The organism is Anaerobiospirillum thomasii (assembly GCF_900445255.1).
GTDB lineage: Bacteria > Pseudomonadota > Gammaproteobacteria > Enterobacterales > Succinivibrionaceae > Anaerobiospirillum_A > Anaerobiospirillum_A thomasii.
This window is the reverse complement of record NZ_UAPU01000005.1, coordinates 309,027-322,387: the sequence shown is the minus strand read 5'-3', so window position 1 is coordinate 322,387 and position 13,361 is coordinate 309,027. Positions and strand designations below refer to the sequence as shown.

9 protein-coding genes are annotated in these 13,361 nt (G+C 39.7%); 2 read left to right on the top strand and 7 right to left on the bottom strand.

The features are described from left to right. Nucleotides 1-148: 148 nt before the first annotated feature. The 3 genes from DRZ93_RS01785 to DRZ93_RS01775 all read right to left on the bottom strand — a co-directional run bounded on the left by DRZ93_RS01785 (nt 149) and on the right by DRZ93_RS01775 (nt 5,744). A complete protein-coding gene (locus DRZ93_RS01785; RefSeq protein ID WP_113745646.1) occupies nt 149-1,060 on the bottom strand; it encodes a flagellin N-terminal helical domain-containing protein in 912 nt (303 codons plus the stop codon). Between the two features lie 242 nt (nt 1,061-1,302). Next, a complete protein-coding gene (locus tag DRZ93_RS01780; RefSeq protein WP_113745645.1) occupies nt 1,303-3,462 on the bottom strand; it encodes a motility associated factor glycosyltransferase family protein in 2,160 nt (719 codons plus the stop codon). A 20-nt stretch (nt 3,463-3,482) separates the two neighbouring features. Next, nucleotides 3,483-5,744 (bottom strand): motility associated factor glycosyltransferase family protein, encoded by a 2,262-nt coding sequence (locus tag DRZ93_RS01775; protein ID WP_113745644.1) that lies wholly within the window; start codon nt 5,742-5,744, stop codon nt 3,483-3,485. A 276-nt stretch (nt 5,745-6,020) separates the two neighbouring features. Between DRZ93_RS01775 and DRZ93_RS01770 the strand changes: the two genes are divergently transcribed. Then, complete coding sequence (locus DRZ93_RS01770) at nt 6,021-6,962, top strand: flagellin N-terminal helical domain-containing protein (protein WP_113745643.1); 942 nt, start codon at nt 6,021-6,023, stop codon at nt 6,960-6,962. Between the two features lie 141 nt (nt 6,963-7,103). Next, the gene (locus DRZ93_RS01765; RefSeq protein ID WP_113745642.1) at nt 7,104-7,739 is read left to right on the top strand and encodes a septation protein IspZ; all 636 of its coding nucleotides are present in this window, start codon (nt 7,104-7,106) and stop codon (nt 7,737-7,739) included. A 231-nt stretch (nt 7,740-7,970) separates the two neighbouring features. Here the strand turns inward: DRZ93_RS01765 and DRZ93_RS01760 are convergent, their stop codons facing one another. From DRZ93_RS01760 to DRZ93_RS01745, 4 genes are read right to left on the bottom strand one after another with little or no spacing between them, the layout of a single operon-like run. Further along, nucleotides 7,971-8,345 carry a hypothetical protein gene (locus DRZ93_RS01760; protein ID WP_113745641.1) on the bottom strand — a complete coding sequence of 125 codons (375 nt, stop codon included), beginning with the start codon at nt 8,343-8,345 and terminating at the stop codon, nt 7,971-7,973. A 7-nt stretch (nt 8,346-8,352) separates the two neighbouring features. Next, a complete protein-coding gene (tsaB, locus tag DRZ93_RS01755) occupies nt 8,353-9,045 on the bottom strand; it encodes a tRNA (adenosine(37)-N6)-threonylcarbamoyltransferase complex dimerization subunit type 1 TsaB (protein WP_113744429.1) in 693 nt (230 codons plus the stop codon). Further along, nucleotides 9,042-11,129: an ATP-dependent DNA helicase gene (locus DRZ93_RS01750; RefSeq protein WP_113745640.1), complete on the bottom strand. Its 2,088-nt coding sequence runs from the start codon at nt 11,127-11,129 to the stop codon at nt 9,042-9,044. Before DRZ93_RS01750 ends, tsaB begins: the two co-directional genes overlap by 4 nt. Further along, nucleotides 11,130-13,088 carry a peptidase U32 family protein gene (locus DRZ93_RS01745; protein ID WP_113745639.1) on the bottom strand — a complete coding sequence of 653 codons (1,959 nt, stop codon included), beginning with the start codon at nt 13,086-13,088 and terminating at the stop codon, nt 11,130-11,132. Nucleotides 13,089-13,361 lie beyond the last annotated feature (273 nt).

Here is a 13,361-nt window from a genome sequence, read left to right as displayed (position 1 = left end):
TTTTAATTTTTGCCGAAACGGCAATTTTTAACAATCAAAACTCAAATATGAAAAATATGTGCCAACTTTAAATATATTTTCTTTGGATTAAAACTTTATAAAAGAAAAGGAGGCCTATGCCTCCCTTAACATATAAAATTTATTGATATTAGCCAAGCAGAGATAAAGCCAGCTGTGGTCTTGAGTTGGCCTGTGTCAGCATGGATGAGGCTGCCTGCTGAATGATGGTCTGCTGTGACAGTTTAGCTGACTCTTCGGCAAAGTCTGTATCACGGATACGGGCACGGGCATCAGATACGTTCATGGAAACATTTGACTGATTGCGAATTGATGATTCCATACGGTTCTGCATAGCACCTAGGTGTGCGCGCTGCTTGTCTACAGCAGCTATCAGCTTGTCAACACCGGCAATAGCATCTGAAGCAATAGTCTGTCCACTTACTGAAAATCTTGCACTACCGTCTAGAATTAAGCCATCAGCATTTACATTTTGTTGAATCTGACCAGCGCCACCAGTTGAAGCAATTGCACTTAATGTAAAACCATTACTGTAGAATGTCATCTCTAGCTTATCGCCCTGATAAGCTCCAACCTGAATAGAAACTTTACCTGTTGTGTTTACAAGGCCTCCTGTTTTACCTGCTGCCAGAATCTGCTCGCCGCCAAACTTGGTTTGTTCAGCGATACGGGTAATTTCCTGAGACAGCTGAGTTACTTCCTGTTGCAGAGCATCACGATCCTTTGCATTGTTAGTACCGTTTGATGCCTGAACAGCTAAAGTACGAATACGCTGCAGCATGGTGGTCATCTCATCCATGGCTCCCTCGGCAGTCTGAGCAAGAGCTATGCCATCGTTGGTATTACGGTTACCCTGATTTAAACCATTGATCTGTGAGGTTAATCTGTCTGAAATCTGTAGGCCTGCTGCATCATCTTTAGCTGAATTGATGCGCATACCAGATGATAATCTCTGATAGGTGGTGTTTAAATTGTTGGTAGCATTAGTCAGATTGCGCTGGCCATTAATTGATGAAACGTTGGTATTTACAAAAAGAGCCATAGTGGGCCTCCTAAAATGAATTCTGTTTATATACTTATTATCGTCAGCTACAGGTAGCAACTTTAGCTTTTTTCAATATTTTGTTAATATTTTAAAAAATAATGCTTTATATGATAATAAGTTTTTGTTTTACAACGTTTTTTTGTTTAATATCTATTGTAGGATGAAGTATTTAAGTGCATCTTTACCCTGCTTTAATTTAGTCTCTTCTCCCTACTTTATCCTTGTTATATAAAGCTTTTTTATTCATAGCGTTTGACAAATGCCTTATCTAGAGGCTCTACGGGACCGTTAAAGAGTTTAAAGGCTCTAAAGTTTCTTGGGGCAGCTGATCCATCATGATCAAGGCCAATCTTATTGCCTGTAAGCTTTAGATGCTTATTTTCAATATAGTTAGGCATAAAGGAGAAAAGATATTTGCAATCCTGCAAAAAGTTTTTGTATATACCTATGACTTTGCCGCTGTGCTCTAATGCCTCCTGCTCATTTTTTATCTTATATAAGGCCTTAGTGGCCATATAAAAGAAAAACTGTGAGCTTACATTTAAAACTATGGCATATAAAGCATCACTACCAAGACTCATACGTCCTAAAAACTCTGAAATTCTTGAGATTACATAAAAAAGCTCATTACGTGATGCAGCTTTAGAGTCTAAAAGAGTAATTATAGTGTCGCACAGCTGATTGAATTTATTTTTATCAAAGACTCTGTTTAGATCACTCTCATCAATATGGGCTTTAAAGCTCATATCAGATAGTATCTGCTCAATAACAGTCTTTTTATCAATGACCTGCTCATCAGTAAAATCAAGATCACTGCTGTGTCTACCCAAAGCCCCATCAATTAAAATACCATCAGAGCAGTTAATACACAAAGCCTCAGCATGCAGTGACAGTGATCTTTGCATATTTTCTTTTGATGTTACATACAGGCTATTTGAGAAGATCTGACCACCAAAGTTACCCTCTGCCATAAGCGGCGCATCATATCTTTTTAATTTATTTATCTTATAGCTGCCATTGTAGATCTTTGACGATGATGCATGATTTTGTGTCTGCGTGCGTGAGCCGTTATCAAGGCCAAATAGATAGATCTGTTTAAAGCCAAGTTTTAAGATACACGCAAGTGCAGCATTGCCAACTAATGGATTTATATAATTAACCCCAGCCCAGTTATCAAAAATCCTGTGCAACCCCTCATCTGCCTTTAACACTGTGCCAAGTCCTTCATCCTCTTTAACAAAAATAAGCTTGTGCTCAAAGTAATCAAGATTGTCAGGATGGAGCATATTGGCACTCAAAAGCACTATATCGTCTAAATAGTTGGTGCCTTTGAAGATATCGAGCATGGCAGCTGTATAGTCAGGTCTTTCAGTTACCACATAAAAATCTGCCTTAACCCCAAGACTGTAGAGACTTTCAAGGGCAGTGCCGCAGGCTACAATAAGAGCCTTATCCTGATTAGCTCGTATAAAGGCAATATCCTTTTCAAGTGAGGGGCCATTGCCTATGACAAAAATCTTAAGACTGGCTATATCACCTTTTAGACAGACATCATTACGTATAAGTGAGCTTTGTTTATTTATGCACGCAATGCCGTGACTGTAGCCAAAGAGCAGATCATCAAAAAAGCCTGCAGATGATAAAAGATTGGAGCTGCTGTTATACAGACTGTCAATTAAAAGCTTTATATCATTATTTATGCCTGTGGCTATAACACATTTAAAGGCTGAGAGAAAAAAGCCATAGTCATTGTAAAAGGTATAAAGCTCACGAAAGGCCTTGTGCACATCTGCATTTATAATAAAGTGCAGCTGAGCATTGTTCTTTTGCATGTGCAAAAAGATAGAGGCATAGTCTATTGTAAATAATGAGGCATAAAAAATATCTATATTGTTCTCAACTATGACTAAAGAGCGTATATCAAATCTCTCAAGCAGCATTAAAGGCATGTAGCCCAGAGCACAGCCAAAGAGTACGCAGTGTGGCATGGCATAGAGATCTTGTACCCTTAAGCTCTGAGCATGCTCTTTTAGATAGGCAATAGCCTCATTGGCATAGCGATGATGAATCTGTCCAAAATTATCATCAATATGAGAGTACTCAAGATCATCATACACAAGACTTTGTGTAAGATAGTCAAGCTGCTCGCTGCAGGTTTTATAAGGTGTATTTGCTGTATAAAATAAAGAGCCGTCATCTAAAAAACGCAGATTTAAACTAAGATCCTCAGCCTGCACGAGCTCAAACTGCCTTTTAACCTTATAGTTTTCAAGTAAGGGATAAAGATAGGAGGCATGTTCTTTAAAGGCCTTAAGATTATTATCAAAGCGCCTGAAAACAGCCTCCTGAGTCAGGGCAGAGCCACACTCTGCCCCTATAGAGTTGTGATTAAGAGACAAGATTTATCTCCACAAAGTCCCTATTCATACCTTTTGACAAATTTAACCTTGGTGCCGCCCATCTCACCTACCTTCTTTAGAGTATATGGTGTGTCATAGTAAGGGGCCTTGCTACCTTTATGATCAAGACCTATACGATTGTGAATAAGCTTTAAATGCTCTGACTGAATGTAATTTGGCATGAATTTAAACAGATATTTACTATCCTCAAGTAAATTCAGATACAGCTTTATAACCTTGTTGGCATAGTACATGGCTTTCTTTTCATCCTTGATTCTATAGCAGAGCATTGAGGCCTGCTCAAAGAAAAACTGTGTGGATGAATCAACAGTTGAGGCATACAGTACATCAGGACCGTAGACGAGCTTGCGCAGTATGCCAGAGAGCTCCTGCAGCGTAAAGGTAAACTCCTTGCGGTTTACAAAATCCTTTTTCAACGAAGAGATAAGCATGTTGACAAGATAGTCAAAGCGCTCTGTGTTAAAGGCTTTTTTAATCTCCTCATCGCTTAAATGGGCCTTAAAGGTCATATCCTCAAGCATGTAGCGCACCAGCTCTTTTTTATCAGGCAGTGGTCGGTCGGATAAATCTATATCAGAGCTGTGCTTGCTTATAGTCTGGCGTATGACAAGACCATCAGAGCAGTTATAGCATGTGGCCTCATCCTTTACAGCCTCCATAAGCAAAGATAAAAACTCACAGGAGGTGGCATACAGAAGATTGGTCTCAATCTCATTGCCAAAGTTGCCAATAGAAATATTGTTGTACTCAGTACCATACTCAGGCACCTGATATCTGCCGTTGTAAAGCTCTGAGCTTTGTGAGTGGCTAAGCTTTTTAGATACAGCCTTGCCATTGTCAATACCAAATAAATACAGCTCTTTAAAGCCTAAATGCAAAGCTACAGCAGCTCCTGCGTTTGAAACTAAAGGATTTATATGCTGTATGCTCTTCCATTTGGCAAAGCGTGTCATATCGCCGCAGTTGGCATGCAGTGCCGGCAGTAAAAATTCATTGGCCTTGGCAAAAACCATATTCTTTTTAAAGTATTTTAAAGTATATGGATGCACCATGTTGGCTGTAAGCAGCACTACATCATCTAAAAAGTCTGTACCATCGAACATGGCCAAAGACTCAGCCACATGGGCTGTTCTTTCTGTTGCCACATAAAAATCAGGTTTAACACCGGCATGATAGAGTGAATCAATAGCAGTGCCACAGGCAATAATGACAGCCCTGTCCTGATTTTTACGTAGAAAAGCCATATCATCATCAAGAGATGGACCATTGCCTACTATAAAGACAGGATAGCTCTGCTGCTCCTTGGTTAAAAGCACATCATTGCGCACGAGGTTTGAACCTGCGTTAATACAGTGCACACCATTTGACAGACCAAAGAGAATATCGTCAATAAAGCCATGCAGCTGACTGAACATATAAAACTTTGGATAGACCTTAACTGCAAAATCATCAATAGCCTTGCTCTTGTAGCTGCTGATGACGCACTTAAAGGCTGAGAGGAAACAGCCGTTTGAATGATAGTAATTGGACAGAGCGTAAAAATACTCCTCTGAGGTTTTATCTATCATAAAGGTTAGACGGTTGTTATTCTCCTGTATAAACTCAATAAGAGCAGCCCAGTTAAAGCTGTATAAAGAGGCATAGAAAATATCAGGATCAGGCTCGATAATAATCATATTACCAATATCAAAACGACTGTAGAGCATCTCTACAATATAGCCAAGACCCACACCTAAAAGCACTACATGTGGTATGGCCTCAATATCATCAGCCCTGGCCCCGAGAAGATCCTTGTCAATCGATTCAATCAGATCTACAACTTCATTGACATAGCGATAATGGATCTGACCGCAGTCATCAACCTGCTTTGTATAGCGTAAAAACTCAAAGTATAAAGTCTTGCTTAAATTATCCACCTGCTCCTGACAGTAGGCCTTAGGAGTAGTGCTTTTGTATAAAAATTCCTGATCATCAACATACTGCAGATTGACAGAGCCATCATCACAGCTGAAAAAATCAAATGAGCGTTTAGGTCTGTAATCCTTAAACTTTTCGTATATGGCAGTGTTGTACTTTTTAAATGCCTCAAGATTGGCCTGAAAATTTGCAAGCAGAGTATTGTTCATAAGATCATCCTGATAGGCCTTAGCTGCAATAAGCTCTACCTCTTCTTTGGTGATCTTGCCAGTCTCCAGCATGACATTTAAAGTATTCTCATCAATACCAAGCTTTCTACATAAAAGCTCAATTTTCTGATCCATATACAGCTCCTGATATCAAAATCATTTTGATTAATAACTGATTTTAACCTTATTTTTACATTTTTGCCTATATGTCCGTAAAAAAGTGGCAAAAATTGCATGCCATATGCAGCTTCAACTTTGCCACATTGCCTTTAAAATCAAGCATAAAACATAAATTAATAATATATTTCAATAATTTATAAAAACTGGCACATATTTTTCTTATATCAGTGTACACATAATTAAAGACATCTAAGTCTTTAAAAAAATATTTATAAATCAAGGAGAGATAACATGGCCCTTTATGTAAATACTAACGTTTCATCCATTAACGGTCAGCGCAAACTTGCCAATGCTACCAATGCCCTTAATGTAAGCTATCAGAGATTAGCCTCAGGTCTTCGCATCAACTCAGCAAAAGATGATGCTGCAGGTCTGCAGATTTCAGATAGATTAACAGCACAGATCAATGGTCTAGGTCAGGGTAACAGAAACTGTAATGACGGCATTGCCTTTGCCCAGACTATTGAAGGCGCCATGGACGAAATGACTGCCATGCTGCAGCGCGTCAGAACACTTGCTATTCAGGCTGCAAACGGTACCTATTCACCAACTGATCGTATCTCTATTCAGCAGGAACTTACTCAGCTTGGTACAGAAATTACCCGTATTGCCTGTAAGACCAGCTTTGCCGGTAAAACTGTCCTGAACGGCTACTATACAGGTAATAATGGTAATACAGCAGCTACTATGATTGGATCAGACGGAATGGTTACTTTCCAGGTGGGTGCCAATGCCAATGACACTATTGCTGTAACCGGCATGTCCAAGGGCTTTATGCTCTCCACGATTGCTTCACAGGCAAATGTTATTCCTAATGGTGTAACAGGAACTACAGGTTTTGTAACTGAAAACAACACCATTCGTTTCTCTGTAACCAATCAGTCACAGGCCCAGCTGACCATAGGCAATATTGACTCCATGATTCAGGTTATTGACTCTAAGCGTGCCGAGCTTGGTGCTGTGCAGAACCGTATGGAATCAACCATCAGAAATCAGGCCAACATTCAGGAAAATGAATCTGATGCCCGCTCACGTATCCGTGATACAGACTTTGCTGAGGAAACTGCAGCTTTAACTGCAAATCAGATCCTGCAGCAGGCCTCACAGAGTATTTTAACTCAGGCCAATCAGAGACCACAGATTGCTCTTGCCCTCTTAGGCGGTGGTCAGTAACAGATACTAATAATTATGTGTCAGATCCTGTCTTTCTCTCCTGAAGACAGGATTATTTTTGTGAGCTTATTAAAATTCTTATAAAGAGCTTACTTTTTTGTAATAAAAAATCCTCAATAAAGCATGTAAAGATTGTCTTTTATGCTATCTTTACACAATTCTTTATCTTTAGTACACATAAATACCATGAAGTTTTTTATCAAGGCTTTGCAGATTGCACCAGCTTTAGTCTTTTTTATAGCCTTTAGAGTCTATGGCACTATTATTGAGGCCACCACTGCTCTTTTGGTCAGTGTTATTATTACAAGCTCTATTATTGCCCTGTGCGGGCGCTTTACTCGCTTAAATGCCCTGGTGTTGCTTGCTGCCCTGGCTTTCTGCCTGCCTACTATATTGCTTGAGAATGAAAATATCATAAAGCTCAAGCCTACTTTTATAAACTACTCTCTTGCCACACTACTTTTAGTTTCAACCTTTGTCTTTAAAAAGAATATCTTAAATCTTTTTATGTACAAAAACCGTTTTATAGATGCCCCTACCTTAGATAAGCTTGCCTTTATGTGGGCCATGCTCTGGTATTTCTCAGGCTCTTTAAATCTCTTTTTAGCCTTTGGCCTTGGCTATACCTTCAATATAAGTCAGGATCTTGCCGATGAGATCTGGGTTACAGGCCGTACCTTCCTGCCACCTGTGGTCAACTCATCATTTTTACTCTTTACCATTGTTTTTGTGCTAAGACAAAGACGCAAAAATGCTGTTTTAAATAAAGCTATCTAAATACAGCTCTAAAGCACAGGCTGACTGTTATACTATGATACAAAAGTGTTACAGCCAGCTTTTGCCTCATAAACAAAGCTAATGTAGCAGAGCACAAAGAATTTATCTGGATCTTCTGTGCAGGATCCTGAGGGGACTTTATATGGCTATTATTGGATTTTTACAGGATTTAGGTTAAAAATAATCCCCAGCCAGGCTGAGGATTATTACATATTAGCTTTTACTATCTAGTTAGACGTAAATACTGATGCCCAGCATTTTTTGCAGATTGTCACGGCTTTCCTGATTGGACACTGTTTCATAGGCGCCAAGCTGAGCCTGGGTTTTTAGATCAATCTGCTGCTTTTCATTCTGCTGTGACTTAAAATCATTGTGCTGTTTTTTAGCTGTGTCATAGGCTACATACATCTCCTGTCTGGCAGATGCTGCTGAAATATCTGACGGCAGCTGAGCGGCAATAAGCCTCTCTTGGACAAAGGAGGCAATGACAACATCATTTTCCTTTTGAATCTGCTGCTGTTGCTCATCAATGCGCTGACGGTTTTTAGCGCTTTGAATTACCTGTACGTAATTACCTGAGCCTATTGAATTTACATTAAGCGGCATAACTCACCTATCTTTGTGATATTTTCTTCCATGTCACTTCATTGCGTATATAGACAGGCTGTGCCTCTATGGCATCTGTAAATCCATCTATATTCATTGATGCTAACTCTATTATAGAACAGGCATCGGGAAAATCCACAATAATTTTGTCTATTTCAAGATATTCCTCATTTTTAAGCACCTGACAGCCAGTGCCAGAGCAGATTATAGGTAAATCCCCTGCTTTCTCTTTAATAAGCTCAGCTGCTTTATCCTTAGGCAGGACACTCTCATCGGCAAGCAAGTAAAGAGCCCCACTCTCATCTGCCCTGTATAAACCAAGATAGAGCTCTGACATACGAGCATCAATTGAGGCTACATACAAAGCATCTTTATTGCCTGTCATCTTATAGGCTTTATAGGCCATAGCCTTGAGATTGGATATGCCCTGTACTTTAAGATTAAGCCCTAAAGACAGACCCTGAACAGCTGAGGCTGCAATTCTTACACCGGTAAAGGAGCCTGGACCGTGACCATAGGCAATAGCCTGCACATCTGTCTTTTTAATACCTGCCTCATGCAAAATCTCATCTATCATGGGCAGTATAAGCTTAGTGTGCTGCTGTGGAGCCACCTTCTGTCTTATATAATATCTGCCATCATGTAAAAGTGCAGCAGAGCAGTTCTCTGTAGCACTGTCCACTCCTAAAATGGTTTTCATGCCTGAGCCTCTTTAAAAAATGCCACTATATCATCAACTGATGATGCCCGTCTCATATCAGGCAGTGACTGCAAAAAAATCTGCCCATAGGAGCTTTGCTCCAGACGCGGGTCACATATTATCATAACTCCAGTGTCATTTTCCTTGCGAATCAGGCGACCTACCCCCTGACGCAGGGCAATGACAGCCTCTGGAATACTTAAGGTTATAAATGGATTTTTACCATTTTTCTTTAAATTCTCGCAGCGGGCCTGCAGCAGAGGATCTGTAGGCTGACCAAAGGGAATTTTATCTATAATTACCATAGACAGAGCTCTGCCAGGTACATCCACACCCTCCCAGAAGGATGAGGTGCCAATAAGTATGGCCCTGCCATCTTTTTTAAACTCATCCATAAGTTTGGAGTTTGACATGGAGTTTTGTACCAGAACCTGTCTTTTATCACGAAAGCGATCGGCTAAAATGACGCTGGCCTCATTTAGCGCTCTGTAGGAGGTGGTTAAAAAGAAAATACCTCCTGTAACGCTGTCCATGGCCTTTTCAAGTTTATCTATAATACGTCTTATTCTAAAGGCATCGGATATAGGAGCAAAGTCCTTTGACACAAAGAGAATGGAGTTTTTAGCATAATCAAAGACTGATGGAACAATCATGGTCTGAATATGATCATCTAAAAGATTGCCGCCTATATCATAGATAAATTTATCAAATGACTCTTTGACTGATATGGTAGCCGAGGTCATGACCACACCTACCTTTCTTTCAATCTTTGAGAGTAAAAATCTGCCAAAATCAAGGCCAATATCCAAAGGTGAAATGCTAAGAGCATAATTCTTATGCCCAAGCTCAATCCATGAGACCTGATTTTGCTTATTGACATTACCCATCTTGTCCTTATCAACAGTCATACAGTCAACAATGACATCACGGGCCTCAACAACACGGCCTACTACACCCTCAATCTCCTCAACGGCACTCTCTTTATTGTTCTCCATTAAAGTTACAAGCTTATCGAGCTTTAAGTAAAGATCGCCTACCTTCTGCCTGAAAGTGGTATCTACAGTAAAATTATCCCCATCCTCATGATAATCTGTATACTTTAAATACAGTATATTGATTTTCTCGCCTTTGCCATCAGTTGGATGCAGTTTACTCTCTAAATACTCATACAGATGAGTTGAGGCCTCATCAATTAGCAAGAACAGATCCTCAAAGCCACCTTTTGGAAAATCCTTTACATCCTTTATGGCCTCAAAAAAGTCTTTTTGTATTTCCTTAAGCTCAAGACCTGATATGGAACGGGCAAAGAAGTTACGGCCAATATCTGGCAGTGTATGGGCCTCATCAAAGATAAGAGCATTGTAATCTGGCAGCAGTGAGGCCATAGGATTGGTGTTTTGCAGATGCAGTGTTGAGAAAAACAGAGCATGATTGATAACCACTATCTGACTTTGTGAAGCTCTTTGTCTTGCGGCAAAGGCAAAACACTGATCTTTGTAGATACATCTGCCCTGCAGGCAGTTATGACTCTGACAGGTTATAAGATCGGTGATTTTTTTAGGATAGCGTGAGTTGATCTCACAGAAGGTGCATTTATCACTCTCCTGTGCAATCAATACCTTTTCACTTTCAATCAGACTCTCAAGGCTTGCAAGCTGCTTTGGTGAAAAAACGCCAAGCTGTTTTGACTCATAAAAATTTCTTAAACACAGATAATTGGAAAAGCCCTTTAGCACCATGTACCTGATATCAAGCTTTAGAATTTTTACAAGTCTTGGTATATCATTTAATATGATCTGATCCTGCAGAGCCTTTGATGCTGTAGAGATAACCACATTTTTATAGGCCTTAAGGGCTGGCACCAGATAGGCAAAGGTTTTGCCTGTACCGGTTCCTGCCTCGGCTATAAGCACATTGCCCCTGTTAAAGCATCGGCCTACAGCATGAGCCATCTGCATCTGTCCCTGACGCGGCACATAGTCTTTAATGCTTTTTTCAAAGATACCGCCTTTGTCAAAGACAGCATCAATGGCGCTGCTGCTTTTTATATCCTTATTTAAGGTCTCTTGCTGCTTGTCAGTCATTTAAATTAGTGTTTCTTCATGGGCAAAAAGATGCATCTTGCATGCAACGCAGTCACATACAATATCAAAACGTTTATCGCCTATTTTAAGATAAAAGCCTGTTGTAGAGCCACCTTCTTTTTTACACAGGCTGTGATTTTTAACAAGACAGTTTTTACAGGTCATAACCGAGCGTGTAATCATTTTAGGTGCAGCTTTATCTAAATCCACCTGACATTTTGTATAAAAATCGGCACAGACTTTATTTAATATAAGTCTTTTATCCACATATCTTTCAGGATAGACAGGATATGTATCTACATTTTTATATTTATAGTCACTGCGCACCCGACCTTTACTATTTAGATAATTATCAAAGGCAGCATAGCGCAGCTCATTAAACTTTGAGATTGGCATATAAAGCTTTAAGAGCTCAGGGCTCTTTTTTGCACTGTCAGAGCCACAAAGCTTATTATCATCTCTTGCCTGCCCTTTTATATCTTTAAATAAAGCTTTAATATCATCAGTATTTACAGCTGTATTTAGCACTTTGACAATACTGTGATCCTTGCTCTTTATCTTATAGCACTTATCTAAAACTTTGTTAAAATCAAGATAATTTTCACTGTCAGTGGCTGTATTCAAGGCACTTACAGAGCCATAAGAGCCGCACTCATCTGTATAGCTTATAAAAAGCTCATTGTCTTTTATATACACAGACATGATAAGAGGAATATGACGTATACAGGCATCAGCTCTGTTTATAAGCTTTTTAAAGGCAGTATCTTCATTGCGATAGAGCTCAATGCCAGCCGGCACAGATTTTCTGCCATGAACATAGATTTTATAAATATTCTTTTTATCAGTCTTATCGGCTCTGTTACACATAAAGCCTGCATTGACACCATCATCAGTGACATAGGAAAAACCATCATTATTGGCAATGGTCAGATTTTTAACCTCGCTTTTGATAAAAACCTGTGTGTTTTTGCCATCAAATACAGTCTTTTGCACAATACCAATTCTCTCGCCTAAAGACTTTGGGGTTTTGATATTGACCATAAAGGCATTGTCAGAGCGCAGCATGGATGAGGTAAAACCGCGGTTAAAGGTTTTAAAAGGATTGGCTGTAAAGCTGTAGCTTACATGATTGTTTGATGATCTTTTAAATCTGCCGCCTGACTTTTGTATAATTGAGTTGAGCTTTTTGGAAAATAAAGAGACCATGTTAATTACATACTCTTTATCTTTTAGGCGGCCCTCGATTTTAAAGGATGAGGCTCCAGCTTCAATTAAATCCTCTAAATCCTCAAGTAAAAAATTATCCTTCATGGAGATTAGATGGCCGCTGGCTATGCTCTTATCATGTTTATCATACATGGCCATAGGCAGGCGGCAGATCTGGGCACACGATCCTCGGTTTGCTGAACGGTCAGTCATTAGCTCGGAGATAAAACAGATGCCAGATTGTGTCACACACAAAGCTCCTGCCACAAAGACCTCAAGTTTGACATCACCTGCTATGCTCTTGAGCTCTTTGAGCTCATTTAAGGTTATCTCACGCGGCAGCACTACCTGTGAGACATTAAGATCCTTATAAAATAAAAAACGCTCTTTGGTTGAGACATCACACTGTGTGCTTGCATGCAGTTCTATACCCTCTGGTATATCCATGGTCAGTATGGAGAGATCCTGGAAAATAATGACATCAACTCCGGCTCTGGCCACATCATAGATAACACTTTGCATGCGCTCAAGCTCATTGTCATATAAAAGAGTATTTAAAGTTACATGCACCTTAACATTAAACATATGAGCATAGTCGCACAGGGTTTTAAGATCATCATTTGAGTTACCAGCACCAGATCTTGCACCAAAATCACTGCCGCCTATAAAGATGGCATCGGCTCCAGCGCTGATGGCTGCCATGGCAGTCTCAAGATTGCGGGCCGGAGCTAGAAGTTCAATTGTCTTGGGCATATAAAACCTTTAAAAACTAAAAAAATAGACAAATCTAAGCCTTTTTACAGGCACACTATTATAAAGCATTGTATCTTTGAGATCTGACACAACTTTTCATATAGCCATTAAATACGCTCAAATTACTAAAAAGCTTTAAAACTCTTTAAAGCTTTTTAAAGCTCTCAGACATAAAAATACACACAATAAGGCATGGAGGGGTGCTATGGTACTTTTAACAATGGCTGTGCTTTGCAGCAGCACCACAGTATTGCTTTTAACCCTTAAGAATAC

Bases quoted from the DNA above. Each gene is read 5' to 3' on its own strand.
- DRZ93_RS01785 (WP_113745646.1), bottom strand. From the start codon at position 1,060: ATGGCTCTTTTTGTAAATACCAACGTTTCATCAATTAATGGCCAGCGC.
- DRZ93_RS01775 (WP_113745644.1), bottom strand. From the start codon at position 5,744: ATGGATCAGAAAATTGAGCTTTTATGTAGAAAGCTTGGTATTGATGAG.
- DRZ93_RS01770 (WP_113745643.1), top strand. From the start codon at position 6,021: ATGGCCCTTTATGTAAATACTAACGTTTCATCCATTAACGGTCAGCGC.
- DRZ93_RS01765 (WP_113745642.1), top strand. From the start codon at position 7,104: ATGCTATCTTTACACAATTCTTTATCTTTAGTACACATAAATACCATG.
- DRZ93_RS01760 (WP_113745641.1), bottom strand. From the start codon at position 8,345: ATGCCGCTTAATGTAAATTCAATAGGCTCAGGTAATTACGTACAGGTA.
- tsaB (WP_113744429.1), bottom strand. From the start codon at position 9,045: ATGAAAACCATTTTAGGAGTGGACAGTGCTACAGAGAACTGCTCTGCT.
- DRZ93_RS01750 (WP_113745640.1), bottom strand. From the start codon at position 11,129: ATGACTGACAAGCAGCAAGAGACCTTAAATAAGGATATAAAAAGCAGC.
- DRZ93_RS01745 (WP_113745639.1), bottom strand. From the start codon at position 13,088: ATGCCCAAGACAATTGAACTTCTAGCTCCGGCCCGCAATCTTGAGACT.